At 45.0% G+C, this 18409-nt stretch carries 21 protein-coding genes and 1 pseudogene; 5 read left to right on the top strand and 17 right to left on the bottom strand.

Annotated features, from left to right (window positions below; translation table 11 throughout):
• Positions 1 to 28 precede the first annotated feature (28 nt).
• On the bottom strand, positions 29 to 1249 hold the full coding sequence (locus NYE42_RS15960) for an NAD(P)/FAD-dependent oxidoreductase (RefSeq protein WP_352426582.1): 1221 nt from the start codon (positions 1247 to 1249) through the stop codon (positions 29 to 31).
• 311 nt (positions 1250 to 1560) lie between these two features.
• On the opposite strand from NYE42_RS15960, the gene yumC reads away from it, so the two are divergent.
• Complete coding sequence (gene yumC / locus NYE42_RS15965; protein ID WP_020956286.1) at positions 1561 to 2556, top strand: ferredoxin--NADP reductase 2; 996 nt, start codon at positions 1561 to 1563, stop codon at positions 2554 to 2556.
• Between the two features lie 40 nt (positions 2557 to 2596).
• Here the strand turns inward: yumC and NYE42_RS15970 are convergent, their stop codons facing one another.
• Positions 2597 to 2740 (bottom strand): hypothetical protein, encoded by a 144-nt coding sequence (locus tag NYE42_RS15970; protein WP_003151982.1) that lies wholly within the window; start codon positions 2738 to 2740, stop codon positions 2597 to 2599.
• Positions 2741 to 2956: 216 nt separating this feature from the next.
• On the opposite strand from NYE42_RS15970, the gene guaC reads away from it, so the two are divergent.
• The gene (gene guaC / locus NYE42_RS15975) at positions 2957 to 3937 is read left to right on the top strand and encodes a GMP reductase (RefSeq protein ID WP_047936092.1); all 981 of its coding nucleotides are present in this window, start codon (positions 2957 to 2959) and stop codon (positions 3935 to 3937) included.
• 63 nt (positions 3938 to 4000) lie between these two features.
• On the opposite strand, the gene NYE42_RS15980 is transcribed toward guaC, so the two are convergent.
• From NYE42_RS15980 to NYE42_RS16010, 7 genes are all read right to left on the bottom strand, one after another.
• The gene (locus NYE42_RS15980) at positions 4001 to 4222 is read right to left on the bottom strand and encodes a DUF5970 family protein (protein WP_003151978.1); all 222 of its coding nucleotides are present in this window, start codon (positions 4220 to 4222) and stop codon (positions 4001 to 4003) included.
• 16 nt (positions 4223 to 4238) lie between these two features.
• Positions 4239 to 4766, bottom strand: coding sequence for a stage II sporulation protein M (locus NYE42_RS15985; protein ID WP_205164519.1), 528 nt, complete (start codon positions 4764 to 4766; stop codon positions 4239 to 4241).
• Entirely contained in the window at positions 4763 to 5467 is a 705-nt protein-coding gene (locus NYE42_RS15990) for an ABC transporter ATP-binding protein (protein WP_015418131.1), read from the bottom strand. Before NYE42_RS15990 ends, NYE42_RS15985 begins: the two co-directional genes overlap by 4 nt.
• Positions 5460 to 7115 carry a hypothetical protein gene (locus tag NYE42_RS15995; RefSeq protein ID WP_352426583.1) on the bottom strand — a complete coding sequence of 552 codons (1656 nt, stop codon included), beginning with the start codon at positions 7113 to 7115 and terminating at the stop codon, positions 5460 to 5462. Before NYE42_RS15995 ends, NYE42_RS15990 begins: the two co-directional genes overlap by 8 nt.
• Before the next feature lie 82 nt (positions 7116 to 7197).
• Entirely contained in the window at positions 7198 to 7533 is a 336-nt protein-coding gene (locus tag NYE42_RS16000) for an uberolysin/carnocyclin family circular bacteriocin (protein ID WP_003151973.1), read from the bottom strand.
• A gap of 66 nt (positions 7534 to 7599) precedes the next feature.
• A complete protein-coding gene (locus NYE42_RS16005; RefSeq protein WP_007408715.1) occupies positions 7600 to 8172 on the bottom strand; it encodes a hypothetical protein in 573 nt (190 codons plus the stop codon).
• Between the two features lie 258 nt (positions 8173 to 8430).
• Positions 8431 to 8970 carry a GNAT family protein gene (locus NYE42_RS16010; RefSeq protein ID WP_032867147.1) on the bottom strand — a complete coding sequence of 180 codons (540 nt, stop codon included), beginning with the start codon at positions 8968 to 8970 and terminating at the stop codon, positions 8431 to 8433.
• A gap of 374 nt (positions 8971 to 9344) precedes the next feature.
• On the opposite strand from NYE42_RS16010, the gene NYE42_RS16015 reads away from it, so the two are divergent.
• Positions 9345 to 10106 carry an SDR family NAD(P)-dependent oxidoreductase gene (locus NYE42_RS16015; protein ID WP_040238929.1) on the top strand — a complete coding sequence of 254 codons (762 nt, stop codon included), beginning with the start codon at positions 9345 to 9347 and terminating at the stop codon, positions 10104 to 10106.
• Between the two features lie 142 nt (positions 10107 to 10248).
• Here the strand turns inward: NYE42_RS16015 and NYE42_RS16020 are convergent.
• The 6 genes and pseudogenes from NYE42_RS16020 to NYE42_RS16045 form a co-directional block, all read right to left on the bottom strand.
• A pseudogene (locus NYE42_RS16020) lies at positions 10249 to 10323 on the bottom strand (iron-sulfur cluster assembly accessory protein); the annotation flags it as partial.
• Between the two features lie 44 nt (positions 10324 to 10367).
• Entirely contained in the window at positions 10368 to 10733 is a 366-nt protein-coding gene (locus NYE42_RS16025) for a hypothetical protein (RefSeq protein ID WP_033574898.1), read from the bottom strand.
• A gap of 451 nt (positions 10734 to 11184) precedes the next feature.
• Positions 11185 to 11547 carry an iron-sulfur cluster assembly accessory protein gene (locus tag NYE42_RS16030; RefSeq protein WP_003151967.1) on the bottom strand — a complete coding sequence of 121 codons (363 nt, stop codon included), beginning with the start codon at positions 11545 to 11547 and terminating at the stop codon, positions 11185 to 11187.
• Between the two features lie 78 nt (positions 11548 to 11625).
• Positions 11626 to 12480, bottom strand: a complete 855-nt coding sequence (gene dapF, locus NYE42_RS16035; protein WP_012118345.1) for a diaminopimelate epimerase — start codon at positions 12478 to 12480, stop codon at positions 11626 to 11628.
• Between the two features lie 123 nt (positions 12481 to 12603).
• A complete protein-coding gene (locus tag NYE42_RS16040; protein WP_007408720.1) occupies positions 12604 to 13821 on the bottom strand; it encodes a NupC/NupG family nucleoside CNT transporter in 1218 nt (405 codons plus the stop codon).
• A gap of 134 nt (positions 13822 to 13955) precedes the next feature.
• Positions 13956 to 14192, bottom strand: coding sequence for a YuzB family protein (locus NYE42_RS16045; RefSeq protein WP_352426584.1), 237 nt, complete (start codon positions 14190 to 14192; stop codon positions 13956 to 13958).
• A 266-nt stretch (positions 14193 to 14458) separates the two neighbouring features.
• Between NYE42_RS16045 and NYE42_RS16050 the strand changes: the two genes are divergently transcribed.
• Complete coding sequence (locus NYE42_RS16050) at positions 14459 to 15526, top strand: NAD(P)/FAD-dependent oxidoreductase (RefSeq protein WP_032867139.1); 1068 nt, start codon at positions 14459 to 14461, stop codon at positions 15524 to 15526.
• A 37-nt stretch (positions 15527 to 15563) separates the two neighbouring features.
• On the opposite strand, the gene NYE42_RS16055 is transcribed toward NYE42_RS16050, so the two are convergent.
• Positions 15564 to 15890 carry a YuzD family protein gene (locus tag NYE42_RS16055; RefSeq protein ID WP_015240509.1) on the bottom strand — a complete coding sequence of 109 codons (327 nt, stop codon included), beginning with the start codon at positions 15888 to 15890 and terminating at the stop codon, positions 15564 to 15566.
• Between the two features lie 79 nt (positions 15891 to 15969).
• Here NYE42_RS16055 and NYE42_RS16060 point away from each other — a divergent pair, with 79 nt between their 5' ends.
• A complete protein-coding gene (locus NYE42_RS16060; RefSeq protein WP_169510385.1) occupies positions 15970 to 16305 on the top strand; it encodes a NifU family protein in 336 nt (111 codons plus the stop codon).
• Positions 16306 to 16345: 40 nt separating this feature from the next.
• On the opposite strand, the gene NYE42_RS16065 is transcribed toward NYE42_RS16060, so the two are convergent.
• The gene (locus tag NYE42_RS16065; RefSeq protein WP_327941870.1) at positions 16346 to 18322 is read right to left on the bottom strand and encodes a S9 family peptidase; all 1977 of its coding nucleotides are present in this window, start codon (positions 18320 to 18322) and stop codon (positions 16346 to 16348) included.
• Positions 18323 to 18409 lie beyond the last annotated feature (87 nt).

Raw genomic sequence — 18409 nt, forward strand, 5'->3', positions numbered from 1 at the left:
AGAAGAGAAAACCCGCGGCCGCGGGTTTTCAGAAGAATTTAAACTTCCCTTTTTTCAGCGTCAGGCCCAGCCCGCCGATCATAAAGAGCGATCGGTTGTCAATGACCTTTTTCATAAAGGACGCCGGCATGCCTTTGAGCTTCCTGCCGTATACGACTCCGACGGCGTTATGCTCACCGAGGGAGGCGACGGTTCCTTTAATGTCAGGCTTGAACTCTTCAAGCTGGCCTCCTTTAATCAAACCGCCCAGATTTTTGGCGACCGTTTCTCCTTGCTGCATCGCGATCTGAGCAGTCGGCGGGTACGGCCGTTCCGTCTCTTCATTGATAAAGAGCGAGCTGTCGCCGAGTATAAAAACGTCATCATGACCCGGCGCCCGAAGATCAGGGTTGACCTTGACACGGCCGCGCATATTTTCAAAACCCGCTTCCTCCACGATCGGATGTCCGCGCACGCCCGCCGCCCAGACAACGGTCTGCGATTTGATTTCTTCCGGCTCTTCATCTTTCTTGCCGACTGTGACACCGTCTGCGCGGCATTCTTGAACCGAGGTGCCGATTTTAAATTCAACGCCTTTGCTCTCAAGGTATTGAACGGCGTAATCGACAAGCTCCGGATCAAATCCCGGCAAAACCGTCGGGGCGGCCTCGACACAGACGATCCGGACGAGACTTTCATCTATATCATAATATCTGCATAACTCCGGCTTGCGGTTCGCAAGTTCACCGAGAAATTCAATTCCCGTAAAGCCCGCTCCGCCGACAACGATGGTTAAGCGGTCAGGGCGTTTTTCGGCCTCCGTATTGTATGTCGCAAATTGGAGCTCAATATGGTCTTTCAGCTGGCGCGACGTATTAATATTCGCGATCGGAAAAGCGAATTCTTTTAAGCCTTTAATCCCGAATGTTTCAGGGACGGCGCCAAGCCCGATGACAAGATAATCATAAGGGATGTCCCCTTGTGAAAGCGTCACCTTTTTATTTTGCACATCTATCGCTTTTACGGTATCCTGCACAAATTTGACCCGTGATTCATTGATTACATCTTTTATTTGATATCTGCAGCGGTCATGATGCAGCGTTCCTGCGCTCGCTTCATGCATCCATGTCGTTTCATAATGATAATTGTGTTTATTGACCAAAGTAATGTCAGCGTCATTTGCCCCGATATGCTTCGGAAGCCTTGTTACTGTCATTAATCCACCATAACCTGCACCTAAAACCACGATTTTGGGTTTATTCAATGCCATCACATCCACCTTCTTTTTTTTGCTGTTAGACGCATAATCAAATCAACATTTGTATTAGCTTCAGCTTATTGGCGGGATTTTATGAAATGAAATATAAAATTTTTTAGAAAACCGCACATGTCTGCATATCACCATACTATCCGGAAGAATCAGAAAACATTCAGGAAAAAACAGATTGGAATTTGTCCCCATATTAGCGGCGGCCGCAATTTTTTTCAAGAATGAAGCGGCCGGGCGGTTTTCGGCACTCGTCATCCTTTTAAATTGTATGTTATAATTAATAACAATTTTCAATTAGGAGGCAATTTGGTATGCAAGAGGATTCAAAGGTTTATGATATTACGGTCATCGGCGGCGGCCCGGTCGGCCTGTTTACCGCTTTTTACGGGGGAATGAGACAGGCGAGCGTCAAAATCATCGAGAGCCTGCCTCAGCTTGGCGGCCAGCTCAGCGCGCTGTACCCTGAAAAATATATTTATGATGTAGCCGGATTCCCGAAAATCCGCGCCCAAGAACTTGTGAACAACTTAAAAGAGCAAATGGCAAAGTTCGATCAGACCATCTGCTTAGAGCAGGCCGTTGAATCTGTTGAAAAACAGGCGGACGGTGTGTTTAAGCTTGTCACGAATTCAGAAACGCATTATTCAAAAACGGTTATTATCACCGCGGGAAACGGCGCATTTAAGCCGAGAAAGCTTGAGCTGGAATCAGCGGAACAATATGAGGGCAAAAACCTGCATTACTTCATTGACGACCTCAATCAATTCGCAGGCAGACGCGTTGCCGTTCTGGGCGGCGGCGATTCCGCGGTTGACTGGGCGCTCATGCTTGAGCCGATCGCGAAAGAAGTCAGCATCATCCACCGCCGTGATAAATTCCGCGCGCATGAGCACAGTGTCGAAAACCTGCATAATTCTAAAGTCAACGTGCTGACACCGTTTGTTCCCGCTGAACTTGTCGGTGAAGACCGGATCGAACAGCTCGTTCTCGAAGAAGTGAAAGGCGACCGTAAAGAAATCATTGAAATTGATGACCTGATCGTAAACTACGGCTTTGTTTCTTCTCTCGGCCCGATTAAAAACTGGGGCCTTGACATCGAGAAAAATTCCATCGTCGTCAAAAGCACGATGGAAACGAATATTGAAGGCTTCTTTGCCGCCGGAGATATCTGCACATATGAAGGCAAAGTCAAGCTGATCGCCAGCGGTTTCGGCGAAGCTCCGACAGCCGTGAACAACGCGAAGGCCTACATGGACCCGAAAGCGCGTGTCCAGCCAATGCATTCTACAAGCATGTTTGAAAAATAATATAAAAAAGAGTCTGTGTCATACCGGCACAGACTCTTTTTTATTTAAACATCCAAATATAATTCATGACGGTTCCGACAACGAGCGCAATGACAAGCGCCGACACGACCCAAATCGTGCCTAAAATAATCCGGTCCTGAATTTTCTGGGCTTTCGGGCTGTGCCCGGGCTGTTTTTGTTCCACACCGGCCCCTCCCTTCTTTGCAAATCTATCTATCGTAACAAATGTCTTACAACACCCAATACTACTATGATAACCAAACTGCAAATGGATGACAAGCTGACCGCATATGAGGCGGCATGAAATCATTTGACATTCCTGACAAAACAAAGTACATTATAAAAAGACGAACATTTTAATTTTATTCAATTCTATTATTCGCTTTTAGGGGTGTTATATATGGAAAATGTATTTGATTACGAAGATATTCAGCTGATTCCTGCAAAATGCATTGTGGACAGCCGATCTGAATGTGATACATCAGTTACATTGGGCGGACACACGTTTAAACTTCCGGTCGTGCCGGCCAACATGCAGACGATAATAGATGAAAACATCGCGGCCTGGCTCGCGGAAAACGGGTATTTTTATATCATGCACCGCTTCGAGCCGGAAAAACGCCTGGCTTTTGTCCGGGATATGAAAGTGCGCGGACTGATTTCTTCCATCAGTGTCGGCGTGAAGGAAAATGATTATGAATTCATCCGGGAGCTGAAAGCACAAGAGCTTGTGCCGGATTATATTACCATTGATATCGCGCACGGCCATTCCAATGCCGTGATCAGCATGATTCAATTTATTAAAGAACATGTCCCGGAAAGCTTTGTCATCGCAGGGAATGTCGGGACGCCTGAAGCCGTAAGGGAGCTGGAACGCGCGGGCGCCGACGCGACAAAAGTGGGAATCGGCCCCGGGAAAGTCTGCATCACCAAAATTAAAACCGGCTTCGGAACCGGCGGGTGGCAATTAGCCGCGCTTCGCTGGTGCGCAAAAGCGGCGAGCAAACCGATCATTGCTGACGGCGGCATCCGCACGCACGGCGATATTGCGAAATCCATCCGATTCGGCGCATCCTTGGTCATGATCGGATCATTATTCGCCGGCCACGAAGAATCACCGGGACAAACGATCGAAATCGACGGCAAGCTGTACAAAGAATATTTCGGCTCCGCTTCTGAATTTCAAAAAGGCGAAAAGAAAAACGTCGAAGGCAAAAAAATGCATGTCGAACATAAAGGGTCTTTACAGGACACGCTGGTTGAAATGGAGCAGGATCTGCAATCTTCCATCTCTTACGCCGGCGGCAATACACTCGAAGCCATCCGCAATGTCGACTACGTGATCGTAAAAAACTCTATTTTCAACGGCGACAGATTTTAACACGCAGCAGAGCCGCAAAAAAAAAATAAAAAAATGACATTCAATATGAATGTCATTTTTTTATTAAATACCGAAATAAAGAGCCGCACTGGCCAACAGATTAATCACAAAAATAAACAAAAAGATGTAACGAATGAATTTATTTTGCACCGGAGCAAATATAAAGAGATATAGTCCTGCCACCCCAAAAGTAAGAACAGGAAACAGCCACTCAAAGGATAAAGAAATGATATAACCGATAATCATAACAATCGGCACACCGATTAATGATAATTTACTTCTCATATGATTTCTGCCCCTTTTACTTAAAAATTGGTGTGATGTAAGCTTCAATAATGGCAGCGGCGATCAGCAGACAAATAATAAGCAGCACCAATATTCCAATATGCCTGAACATTGAAGCTATTATCTTTTTTTCCTTAGAAAAACACAGCCTGATGACCAATTCAACGCCCTTAAAACCAATGGCGCCACTTAATAATAACGCAGGAACTTCAAATATACCATGAGGAATTAGCAGTAAAAAAATCTGATAAAAAGGAACCCCGCTATGCAGATTTTCTATAATAGAGCCGCTTAAAATAAACCCGTTGGTGAATAAATAAAAGATTGAGGTCAACCCAAAGGTAAAAAAACCCGCGGCTAAAAACAGACAAGCGATTGCATTGTTTTTCAGCAGTTCAACCGCGCCTGACGAGCCGTTGTAAGACGCTGTTGAAACAAAGTGATCGGAAAAAAACGCAGCGATCACACCGCCTGAAAAAAACAGCAATGATGCGGTTAACGGAATGACGGACGTCCTGATTGCCGGCAACATGCGGTTCATCATGTATAAATACTCTCAGCCAATTTTTCAATCTCTTCTAATGAATGCTCGGATGACTGATACTCCGCCGCAAAAACGCCTTCATGTATAATACCGATTGTATCGCACAGCGAATGCGCCAGCTCCAGCAAGTGAGTCGATAACAGGACCGTATGTCCCTGTTTGACGTACTCCTTTAATAACGTCCGTATCGTTTTACCGCTGATTAAATCAATGCCCGTCAGCGGTTCGTCAAGAATTAATATCTTTGGCTGATGAATGAGCGCGGCCGCAATTGATAATTTTTGTTTCATTCCATGTGAATATGTTTTAATCAGCTGATTTCCGTCTTGAGCAAGCTTCAGCGTCTCTAACATATTCTTTATATACTCATTTGTCCGCTGAGACGGTACTTCAAACATCTCCGCTGTAAAACGCAAGTATTCGACTCCCGTTAAGTAATCATATAAAAAGGCATGGTCGGGCACAAAACCGATATCAGCCGATATTTGCCCCCCCTCTTCTGAATCCAGTTCCTTACCGTCAATCATGACGCTGCCTGAAGTCGGTTTAAGCAGGCCCGAAATGATTTTCAAAGTCGTTGTTTTCCCGACTCCATTAGTCCCCAGCAAAGCATAAATTGAGCCTTTTTTCACCTCAAACGAAATATCTTTCAACACCTGTTTTTCACTATAGTTTTTTTGTATATTCACTAATTTAATCATTGTTCGCAAACCTTTCCGCCATATTGATTCTGCGAAGAAACAGAAACATGACTCCATAGTTTAATAGTGTGAACAGGACAAAAATACCTGATGCAGAATGAATAAGCATCGTTTCAAGTTCCGGCTTTTTATAGATAAAATACGACGTGATCGCAGCGATTTGAAGCGACACAATGAAAATGAAAGATCCGTATAAGTTGTTATACGTCTTTGCTTTCCCCGCTTCTCCAATTTCGTACATATGCTCCCAGTTTTTCTTAGGATACAGGGCGGTGCTTGAAATCTGGACAAGACTGTATAAAAAACCCGAACATAAAAACACAATAAACAAGTAAATCGTCAGCGCAGCGGAAGACGGAAAAAACACCGTAATCAAAATGGTGATGATGAACGAATAGATAAGAGCGGCGAGATTATAAATACATACTTTCGGAAACACCAGCTGCCACGCATGTTTGATATTTCGGTGAAACAGATGCTGATTTTTTATTTCTCCGTCAACTGATAATACTGTTTTGAGCGCATCTCCGACGAGCTGATACGAAAAGTTCGCAATGATAACCGCCGCAGACACGATGGCGGCTGCCGAATACCCGATAAAATGATGCGACAGAAGCGGAATACAAAAACCTAAAAACAGCATGAACAAATACAGCATACTGCCGAAGTTCCTGATAAAAAACCCGTCAATTCTCGATAAAAACAGCAGATCCTTTTGAAAAACGGCATGAAATATTTTGTTATTTCTATATAATTTCAGCTTTGGCGCAAAATCTGCGTTTGTCAAAAACATATAAGGAATAAGGTCCATTTTCTTCAGCGTGGCCGACCACAGTTTAAACATCCCCGCCGTTAAAAGGACGGCGGCCGCAAACACCGCGGCGAAAACGAGCACGGAATGTGAGCGGAATGCTAACCATACATACGGCGTATTCATGAGGATGTTCCGGAAAGCCGGTGACTCCGTAAAGCTTGAAATATCCTTTGCGGTATACTCCCCAAACACGAGAAGATAAACGGCATACCCGACTGCAAGCGGAACCAGCAGGCTGACGCTGAATAAAATGCCTTTCATGATTTTCAAGTAAAACAATTTGCTCCACATATTTGTAAGAAGATAAACAACATAAGAAAACAGCATAGATAAAAATAAATTGAGAAGAAAATAAACGAAGCCCAAGAAAAATACGATGACCGCCGCAGACCCGGTCATGCCTGCGCTTGATAAAAACAAAAAGACCGGAAAAACAAAAAGATACCATACGAAAATGGTTTTTTTGATCGCCTGGCCGGCAAAAACAGAAAACAGCTGTAAAAAACGAACCTTTTTTAATTGATGAATGACCTTGCGCGTATCCAGCAGAAAGGCATTGTGGTGTTCTTTAAAGAAGCCGGCAGCCCAAAAAAGCTGCTCAAGTGAAACGGCGATTAAAACAAATTGCCCCCATGCGCTTAGGGGCAGCTGAATCAGTTTTGTCCCGAATCCAACACCGCATCCCAGGAAAACGAGATATAAACATAACAGAGAAATAATAATGGCAGACAGCAGTTTGCTGTTGAGTTGAGGAATGCCCCAATCTTCCTTTCTTTTTCGAAACGATGACAGGGTATTATATTTGATAAGAGCCGCAATTTGTTTGACTATCATACTTTCAATCCTTACATATGTATTTGGGAGAGAGGCTCTTTTTGCAGCTTGTACAAAAAGAGCAATTATTTATTGATCGATTTTACCAAGCAGCTGCGTATTTTTTGCCGTATTTCTTAATCATTGTTTTTGCTGTTGCAACGATTGCATAAGAAATCGCGCCTGCGCCTGTAACGATACCGATAAGAGAAATGATAGAAGCAATTGTTGATGCCGCATCAATAATATCAATTGCTTTTTTAGCTGCGGCTGTAGAGATGCCGAGAGTAGAAGCTAATTCAGCATTGGCTGAGAATGCATGAGCCGCCGCCACGTTTAATTCAGTTCCCGTTAATAATAGTGCATAAACCAATGTTGCTGCAGCAAGAGCCGCGCCAAACAAAATGAAAGACTTTTTATTAGATTTTACTAAGTTCATCATAACATCTCCCTACTCTGTTTTTTAATTTATAATAAAATTCAGCTTAATTGACTCTCTCCCGAGCTAAATTTTATCCGCCATAAAATAGTTTAAGAAAATAGTAAAGAGTTTTAGTAAAACAAAACATCCAGTCAAAATGATTCTCTTGCCTTTACTGAGATCGGTCAGTTTTCCCGCAGCAGCATAAAGAGCCGCGATTGATATGAGCAGAAATGGATCCAGCAGCTGCAGACTCAAGCTGGTGCCGCCGGCAGAATATATAAGCGAGGAATCAGCCGTTAAGTAGTTAACAACTGAAAGAATCAACATTTTAAATGCCGAGATTAAAGAAGTCAGCGTATATAGAAGCAAATATATTTTTTTCGGTTTTTTTGTACCGAGAATAAAAGCGGCAACGAATAACAGAAATCCGCCTATCAGAATTTCCACAAAAGTTGTGAAGATCATAAACCCTTGCAGAAACATGACAATCGTACGAACACTTTTCTCCCCGATATCGTAGGTATTTTCTCCGACGGAAGAATAATACGACTGCAGAACTTTATCTGAAATACTGAATTGGAAGAGTAATGAACAGATCAAAATGATGAAAAAAGAACTTAAAAATATTTTTTTATTGCTCAATTGACCTATCATATTATCATCCTTTTCTTACAAAATAAATTAACTATTCTATACTTTTACAATTTAGTTTAATCCTATCAAAAAATCAATATCCTTTCGAAAAATATGACTTTAGAACGTGTTGACAAAGAGCACATCTTTCAGAGTTTTCGGTGCTATGTACCCTTTATTTTTTTTCGAATTTGCAAATAGTATGATTTAGACAATTGATTTGAAGTTTTAGGAAGAATCTGTCGAAAGAGACGCAGGATATAAAAAAGGAGGATATCGTCATGTATCCTCCGGATGTATGATCGCCAGCACCTGATGATCTTCCCATTTTCCATTTATTTTTACATTTTTTCTCGCAATGCCTTCTTTATGAAAGCCAGCTTTTTCGAGCACCCGGATTGACGCCTTATTGTTCGGCATAACTCCGGCTTCTATCCGATGCAGTTCCAGCTCATTGAATGCATATTCGACTGCCAGCTTAACAGCCTTCGTCGCATAGCCTTTTCCGTTATATTTGCCATCTAAAAAATAACCGATAAAAGCGCTTTGGAGGGAACCCCGAACCACCTGAAAAAGGCTGATCGTGCCAATCAGGGTCTGATCCTGAAGAAAAATGCCGAAGCTGTATTCAGTATCATTTTCTGCATTCTTCAGTGATTGTTCAATTCGTTTTTTCCGGCCTTCCAGCGTATAAAAATCCTCTTGTCTCGTCATGGCAAACCGTTCAAAAAACATGCGGTTTTCCGTCTGCAAAACCAGTTCCTGCTCTGCATCATTCAAGCTGAGCGGCCTGATATCAACGCTGTTTCCTTCCTGCATATGCATCGCCGTCCTTTTGTTTTGATCAGAAACGTTTTTTTAATTGCCTCTCACCCATGTGATACGGTACGCTTTATCGCATTAAGAAAATTCCAAGACTTTACGTTCACCTTTCCTTTCGTGACCTATGTCTGATGTGAGTAACCGAAACGGAAGCACAAGGTTCTTTTGTTGACTTAAACCGTGCTTTAAGCCGTATCATCATATTGTGACAAGGAAAGAATAGTTTTGGCGGGTTTCCCGATGATCTAAAATCAATTTTACAGAATCACTGCTGTCTTATTTCATGCCTATTTGCGGGATGAATATATTGATTGGATCAAAGCTGAAATGTGACAAAGAAATGTAAAAACAATCGGAAAAGAGGAGTTAATATGAAACTGACGGGAAATACAATACTGATTACAGGCGGAAATGCCGGAATAGGATTGGCTTTCGCAGAACGGTTTTTAAAAGCGGGAAATAAAGTCATCGTGACCGGACGGCGTGAGCACGCTCTTCAAAAAGCAAAGGAAACATTCCCGGATCTTATTACATATGTCAGTGATTTGAGCATTCCATCTGAACGTATATCACTGTTTGATTGGGTGAAAGAAAATTATCCGGAAGTGAATGTGTTAGTAAACAACGCGGGGATTCAACAACGTTTTCATGTGCTGAAAGCGGATGCGAAGGACAATTGGGACTATTTCAATAAAGAAATCACAACGAACATTGAAGCTCCCTTCCACCTGTCTATGCTGTTCGCTCCGTTTTTTGCCGGAAAAGAAGATGCGGCTTTCATTAACGTCTCTTCGGGATTGGCTTTTACACCGCTTGCCATTGCACCGATCTATTCAGCAACGAAAGCGGCGCTTCATTCATTTACAATGAGTCTGAGACATCAGCTTTCTGATTCATCTGTAGAAGTGATTGAAGTTGCGCCTCCGGCGGTGAATACAGATTTAGGCGGAGCAGGGCTGCATACTCAAGGAGAACCGCTGGATGAATTCGCTGATGGGATTTTTAAAGGACTGAAAGAGGGCAAACAAGAAATCGGATATGGTTCTTCAGAAGAACGGCTGCGCATGTCACGGGATAAAGCCGATGAACATACGGAAAATATGTACAATGCGATGAAACATACAATCGAATAACCTCTTTGAAAAAGGAAAACCCGCTTCTGTTGAGCGGGTTTTCCTTTTATTAAACAGATAAACGCCTTTTTTAACAATGGTGCAAGCGCCACCGGAAAGAAAGACGTCATATTTTTTCATCCTAATAATGGCGGGTTGACCCTTAGCACTCTTCCGGCGTACCGGCGTTTTTGGCCGTGCGGAAAGATGAACCGCAGCCGCAGGAAGCGATGGCGTTTACTTCAGTTACGATAAATGATCTACCTGCACTCGGGCTGCTTTTTATTTCGCGGTTTGTTCCTGAATACCGTTTTTTATTAATCGTAGATCACTCGCTGACTCATACGCTCTACTATTCGCTTCATCTAAGATTCGGACAATAATTGCTAGCCCGAAAAGGATGGCGCCGGATACTACACCGGCCAAGACACTAAAGAATACGGAAAACTGCATACTGTTCGCTAGTGCTTTGTCCGTTTTATATTGCGCTTGTGCGACAGAATTATCGTATAGCTCCTCGCTTACCTTCTTACTCGTTTTTGCATCTTCTGCTACGTCCCTATCATATATTACGAAACCCGCAATAATCCCCACTATTACACAAATAACGCTCAAATACATGAGCACTTTAACAGTAATCTTCTCCAAATTTCACGCCTCCTCTATTTATAGTAAAATTATACCAAAAACCCACCATTTTCCGCAATGCTTGTTCGTTATGTAACACGGACACCTACGTATTCATGCGCAAGTGCCCGTAAAGCTCTTCGTTATCATTGTTTACATTACTTATACCATTTTCGACATCCTTATATTTCCTCTATGTATCAACCACACTGCGTTAATTAGATATAATTTACAATCTTAGAAAACGTGCGATTCTTTTATTAATCACTTCACGCAGTTCTCCCGACCTTTTTTCGCTCAAAATATTTCTATTGCTTCGCTGAGTAGTAGCAACTTTCTCTTGAAAACGCCCGCAACTCGCCCCCGTTTTTGGTTTATACCTATAATAAAAACGCCTTCCTTAACAATGGTGCAAGCGCCACCGGAAAGAAAGACGTCATATTTTTTCATCCTAATAATGGCGGGTTGACCCTTAGCACTCTTCCGGCGTACCGGCGTTTTTGGCCGTGCGGAAAGATGAACCGCAGCCGCAGGAAGCGATGGCATTCGGGTTGTCAATGGTGAAACCGCCGCCCATCATGGACTGTTTGAAGTCAATGATCGTGCCGGTCATAATATCAAGGCTTTCGCTGTCGACCAAAACGGTGATTCCGTGCTGTTCAAACATGCTGTCTTTTTCGCCTTTTTCGTGCTCAAATCCCATTCCGTAAGACAGGCCGCTGCAGCCGCCGCCTTTTACGCCCACACGGAGAAACGCGTTTTCTTCTTCATGCTCTTTCATCATATCTTTTATATGCAAAGCCGCTGCTTCAGTGATGGTTACTGGAACACTCATAGGTAGACCTCCTTTTTTAAAAAACGGATGCTGATATCTATTATAAACCTTGAGGAGAGTATTTCTCAAACGAGCTGTTTACAAATAATAGACGCCGCTGCATACGGTTTCGGCGGGTCCCGTCATCAGCACGTGCCCGTTGTCCTGCCAATTAATCACAAGGTCGCCTCCCGCTAAATGAACGGTGATATCCCGGTTTCGTTCGGAAACACCGTTCAATACGGATGCGACAGCCGCCGCACAGGCGCCTGTTCCGCAAGCCTGTGTAATGCCGGAGCCGCGTTCCCATACGCGGAAATGAAGTTCATCGGCGCTGACGGTTTCCACAAATTCGACATTGACGCCTTCCGGAAATCTCGGGTCTTTTTCAATGACGGGACCGAGCGTTGTAAGAGGCGCTTGATTGATATCCGCAACCGGAAAAACAATATGGGGGTTTCCCATTGATACGGCTGTTCCGGAAAGCTCCGTTTCTCCAAAAACAAAGGTTTCATCGATCGTCCGTTCATCTTCATTGCCGAGCATCGGCAGCTCTTTTTTGGTGAGGCGCGGTTCGCCCATATCAACGGCGACTTCACGCACAATCCCGTTGTCCTCTGTAATGTCTGCTTTCACTAGACCTGAAAGCGTCTCAATGAAAAAGGACGTTTCTTCTGTCAGCTTATGTTCGTATGCGTACTTTGCCACACAGCGAAGGCCGTTGCCGCAATTTTTCCCTTCTGAGCCGTCATTATTAAAAATCCGCATTTTGACGGGCGCTTTTTCTGACGGACAGATGAGGATCATTCCGTCAGAGCCGATGCCCGTGTGAATGCTGGACACTTTAACGGCAATCTCAGCCAGCCGTTCTTCCGGCAGCTGTTCTTCAAATTGATTTACATATATATAACTGTTTCCAAGACCGTGCATCTTGGTAAAACGGAATGAATTCATATCGGCCTCCAACTTTTTTTCTTTTACTTAGTATAAAAGCTCTTCTGCTCGGACACAATACAAATATCCCCCGTTTTTCATACATAAAAGCTCCCTGCATATGCAGGGAGCTTTTATCGTTTACTAAATAAACATGCCGGCAATCGCCGCGCTGAGAAGGTTTGCGAGTGTTCCCGCAATAACCGCTCTTAATCCGAGGCGCGCAATGTCCGAACGGCGGCTTGGGGCCAAACCGCCCAGTGTGCCGAGCATAATCGCAATCGAAGAGAAGTTGGCAAATCCGCACAGCGCAAAGCTGATAATCGTAGACGTTTTTTTAGAAAAGTCCGCAATATGCGGACCGAAGTTTGAATAAGCGACAAACTCATTCAGCACAAGTTTCTGTCCGATATAGCTTCCCGCTCCGAGTGCTTCATGCCAAGGAACGCCGATTACAAATGCGATCGGTGAAAACACGTAACCGAGAATGGATTCTAATGTAATATGTTTGAAACCGAACCAGCCGCCGATTCCGCCGAGAATTCCGTTCACTACGGCGATGAGCGCGACAAATGCAAGCAGCATGGCGCCGACATTTAGAGCAATCTGAAGGCCCGTGGACGCGCCTTTTGCCGCTGCATCAATCACGTTAGCGGCGCCTTCGCCTTCTTCGTCCATATTAAAATCGCCTTTTATCGTCTGCGTTTTTTCCGTTTCAGGTATTAAAATTTTTCCGAACACGAGACCGGCGGGAGCCGCCATAAAGCTGGCCGCCAGCAGGTATTCGATCGGAATGCCTAACAGGGCGTAACCGAAAAGCGTCGAACCCGCTACAGCCGAAAGGCCGCTCGTCATAATCGTAAACAGCTCGGAACGGGTCAATCCCGCAATCAGCGGTTTAATGGCAAGCGGTGATTCAGACTGTCCGACAAAAATATTCGCAGCCGCCGCAAGCGATTCCGTTCTGCTTGTCCCAAGAAGTTTTGACAGTCCGCCTCCGATGACGCGAAAGATGAGCTGCATGATTTTCAAGTGATACAAAACGGCAATCAGCGCTGAGAAAAAGATAATGACCGGCAGAACGCTCAGCGCAAAAGCCGGGCTGCTGCCCACTTTTATCAGCGGGCCAAAAATAAAGCTGATGCCTTCGTTCGCATAATCAATGAGAAGCTGCACACGGCTTGAGAACCATAAAAATACGGCCCGTCCGGCGTCCCACTTTAATACGATGAATCCGAAGGCCATTTGTAAACATAAACCGACAATGACGGTTCGCAGGTTAATTTTGCTTTTCTTCTCTGATAACAAAAAAGCAATGGCTAATATAGCAACTGCCCCGAGCAGCCCCCAAACGATATTCAATGAATCCACCTCTAAAATTTTATTTAAAAAAAGTCTTTATTAAGATAACAATATTTATTTTTGCTGTCTACAAATTTTTTATTTTGCCAAAACCCGGGGCGCAATAAAAAAGAGACCCCATTCGGAGCCTCTGATTAAAACATCGGATTTTCTTCTATGAATGTATATATGTTGTCAACCAATTCAGCAGGCGTTTCCCCCGTGACCACTTCGCCGTTAACCAGGGCGAACAGGGACTCCATGCATTTTCCGCAGTAGCTTAAACAGCCGTACTCAAGCACGTCCAAGTTCGGATCCTTCTCTAAGATCTCAAGTGCTTCCTGGGAACCGCGCGCTAAATTGCTGACACAGAATTCAATCATCGGATTCATGCGGTTTCACCTCACATATGTACCTTATCCTAACGGAATTTCCTCTATTCGTCAAAGATCCGGTTTCACGCTCAATGTTATCGTAACATATTAATTCAGGTTAAAGGTTTTACTATTACGTGTTTTCTGGTCAATTTGTAGGTTATTTTAAAACTATTATTGTGGTTTTAGATCAAATTCGATATAATTCTAGATGTTATTTTACATAGTTCGTTATTTTGTAACAACATTGACTACCATATTTTTCGGGTAAAAGGGGAATCATTATGAAAAAATTGGTCTTGATCGGCGGGGGATACGGAAACATGCGGGTGCTGCACCGCTTACTGCCGAACCAGCTTCCGTCAGATATATCCATCACGCTGATTGACAGAAACCCGTATCACTGCTTAAAAACAGAATATTATGCGCTCGCTGCCGGCACGATTTCTGATCATCATATCAGGGTGTCTTTTCCTGAGCATCCGAATCTGGATGTTCAATACGGTGAGGTGGCTTCCGTCGACACGAAAAACAAACAGGTTCTGTTTCATGACCGCGAACCGATTTCTTACGATGACGCGGTGATCGGACTGGGCTGCGAGGATAAGTATCATAACGTGCCCGGCGCGCCGGAACATACTTACAGCATTCAGACCATTGATCAGTCACGCGAAGCCTATCAAAAGCTGAACAACCTCGGCGCCAATGCATCTGTCGCTATCGTCGGAGCGGGATTAAGCGGCGTGGAGCTTGCCAGTGAATTAAGAGAGAGCCGTGACGATCTGAAGATTATGTTATTTGACCGGGGCGACCTGATTTTATCAAGCTTTCCGAAAAGACTCAGCAAGTACGTTCAGAAATGGTTTGAAGAACACGGCGTCACCATTATCAATAATGCGAATATTACAAAAGTGGAAGACGGGATCGTTTATAATCATGATGAAGGAATAGCGGCCGATGCCATCGTGTGGACGGCGGGAATTCAGCCGAATAAAGCCGTCAGAGAACTGGACGCTGAAAAAGATCCGCAAGGCCGCATCGTTTTAACACCGCATCACAACCTTCCGGGAGATGAGCATGTTTACGTCGTCGGTGATTGCGCGAGCCTGCCGCATGCGCCGAGCGCCCAGCTGGCTGAAGCGCAAGCGGAACAAATTGTGCAGATCCTCCTGAAACGCTGGAACAATGAAGAGCTGCCGGAAACAATGCCGCAATTTAAGCTGAAAGGCGTTCTCGGTTCACTCGGAAAAAAAGCGGGCTTCGGTCTTGTCAACGACCGTCCGCTCATCGGGCGTGTGCCCCGTTTATTAAAATCAGGCCTTTTATGGATGTACAAGCATCATAACGGCTGATAAGAAAAAAGCCGCTGATTGCGATCAGCGGCCATTTTTAAGAGCCTGCAACATAGCCGCGCTTTTCCATTTCTTCATATATATCTTTTAAATGCGGATTCCCTTCCCCCACAATGACATCCTCCACCAGCACGAGCGGATAGAAAAATTCATCGTTTCTGATGCGCTCCGCAAGCTCTTCTGTCTCCTTTTGCTGAGGCGGTGCGTCAATATCAATATACCGCATGTGAAAAGGCTGCTCCGGATATTTCCGTTGCAGCGCCGCCTCCAGCCATTCAAACGTATCTTTGGCGCTCGGCATATTCACGCAGCTTGCGCAAAGCGTTTCAGCGCCGTAAACACTGAGCGTAACCGGCTTTGTCATGTATATCATCCCCTTTACACCAGTATACAAAGGACGAGGCAGCTTTTGTATAAAAAACGGTTTTTATGTTCAAGTTTAAATATGCTATAATGGGGAAAGCAGCTTTGCAAACCAAACATTAGATTTTTACCGTTACTGTGAATATAATGGTTTTATGTATATGAAAGGAGCGAATCTCATGACTGAGGTTGAAATGAAAGAGCAAGTACAGGAAGTATTGGATAAATTACGCCCGTTTCTGCTTCGTGACGGCGGTGACTGTGAGCTTGTTGATGTAGACGAAGGCATTGTAAAGCTTCGCCTCCTTGGCGCATGCGGCAGCTGCCCAAGTTCAACGATTACGCTGAAAGCCGGAATCGAACGCGCCCTTCTTGAAGAAGTACCGGGTGTCGTTGAAGTAGAACAAGTATTTTAATCATAAAACCAGGCTGCATGACAGCCTGGTTTTTTATTTTTTACAAATAGCCATCAAACCATGAACAAATATAACGGATGCGTTTCATCCGCTGTTCCGGATGGCCGCTTCTCGACAGCTCATGCGTAGCTTTCGGAAATCGGATGAACGACGTCGTTTTGTTCAGTTTCTTCAATGCGGTAAAGAGCTGCTCCGCCTGCTCTATCGGACAGCGGTCATCTCGCTCACCATGCAGGATCAAAAGCGGCGTCGAAACGCGGGACGCATATTTTACAGGAGAACGATCCCAAAGCTTATCCGCTTCCTCAAACAAATCATGTCCGAGCTGCCAGTCGGTAAAAAAGAAACCGATATCGCTGACACCGTGGAAGCTGAACCAATTTGAAATGGAGCGCTGCGTGACGGCTGCTTTAAAACGGCCGGTCTGCCCGACAATCCAATTCGTCATAAACCCTCCGTAGCTTCCGCCCGTCACACCGAGACGGCCGCTGTCAATAAACGGATACGCCTGAACGGCTTCATCCACCGCCTGCATGACATCACGGTAATCTCCGCCTCCGTAATCACCCCTGACACGATTGACAAAATCCTGCCCGTAGCCATGGCTTCCTCTCGGGTTGACATACACGACAGCATATCCTTGTGCGGCCAGCACTTGGAATTCGTGAAAATACGTATGGCCGTACATCATGTGAGGCCCGCCGTGTATGTATAGAATGAGCGGATAGGTTTGATCCTCTTCAAAAACGGCGGGCTTTAAAAACCAGCCGTTTACCGTCAGCCCGTCCTTTGTTCCATATTGCAGCTTTTCCGGCACGGATATGATGCGCTCCTCAATAAACCGATTATTGTCAAATGTCAATTGCTTCTCTTCCCCATCTTCAAGTGAAATGCTGTAAAGCTCGGAAGGCTGTACGGGTTTGGCAATGACAGCGATACAGCTTTTCTGATCAGGATGAAAAGCAAAACCATTCACGTACTCTTCTTCTAATCGGATCGGATATACGAGGCCGTCAATCGAGATATAATAAATACCGGTGCTTCCCTGCTCGCTCCCGAGAACGTAAAATCCCTGCCCGTCGTTTGTCCATACCGGCCGGGGCGTCACTCCTCCTATGATTGAATCCGCAATCAGCGCATCGCTCAAATGAACATCCAGCATGTCGGTCAGGCAGGACAGCCGCTCAGTTTTCACGTCGTACAGCCACGCTTTCTCTAAAGTCGCATTGCGAAATTCATTTTCATGGCCAAGCATCGCGATATAAGAACCGTCCGGTGAAAACACGCAGGAACCGAAAGAACCGCGGTGCGGCGTAATCTGCTTCAGGCTTCCATCCGCCAGATTCATCAGATAGACATCGCTCGGCTTTCCGGCGTCACCCGGCTCGCATAAATTGGCGGTAAACGCAAGCTGCCTGCCATCCGGTGAAAAGGCCGCGCCATAATGATCCGCTTCATGATCCGTCAGCTGCTGAATCTCCCCCGTTTCAAGATGAATCAGCACAAGCTGGGACCAGCTTCCGTTCAGCAGGCCTTTCCCGTCACGTTTATATGTTAATGACTGAATATCAACCGGCTCATACTCGTCATGCTTCTTTTTTTCTTTCTCATCGGCGCGCTCCGCTGATGTCAGACTGACGGACACAAGCACGGATCTGCCGTCGGGCGCCCATATCGGATCTGATACGCCCCAAGGAATATCGGCCGCCTGTTCCGCCTCTCCGCCGGCAGCGTCGATGATGTACAGCTGAGGGATGCCGTTCTCCCTGTCAGAAACAAAGGCGAGGCGCCGTCCGTCAGGTGACCACCGCGGACTTGTATTTCTGTTGTCCCCGAAAGTCCACGGGTTTGAGATGCCGGATTCTGTGTCATATACCATAATGGCTGAGGAATAGGAATCACGCTTATGATTGACTGTTGTCCGGACGTAAGCGGCTCTTCTGCCGTCAGGGGCATATTGCGGGTCTGTCACGGATACGAGTGACGCAATGTCCTCCTCGGTTATGAGTTTTTTCAATCGTATCTCCTCCTTTTCTTTTTTATTTCGCTTCCCTAAATAAAAATCCTTCTCCAGAAAAAGAAAGCGTCCTTCTCTGATGGGAAG

This window comes from Bacillus sp. FSL K6-2865, assembly GCF_040311405.1.
Lineage (GTDB): Bacteria > Bacillota > Bacilli > Bacillales > Bacillaceae > Bacillus > Bacillus velezensis.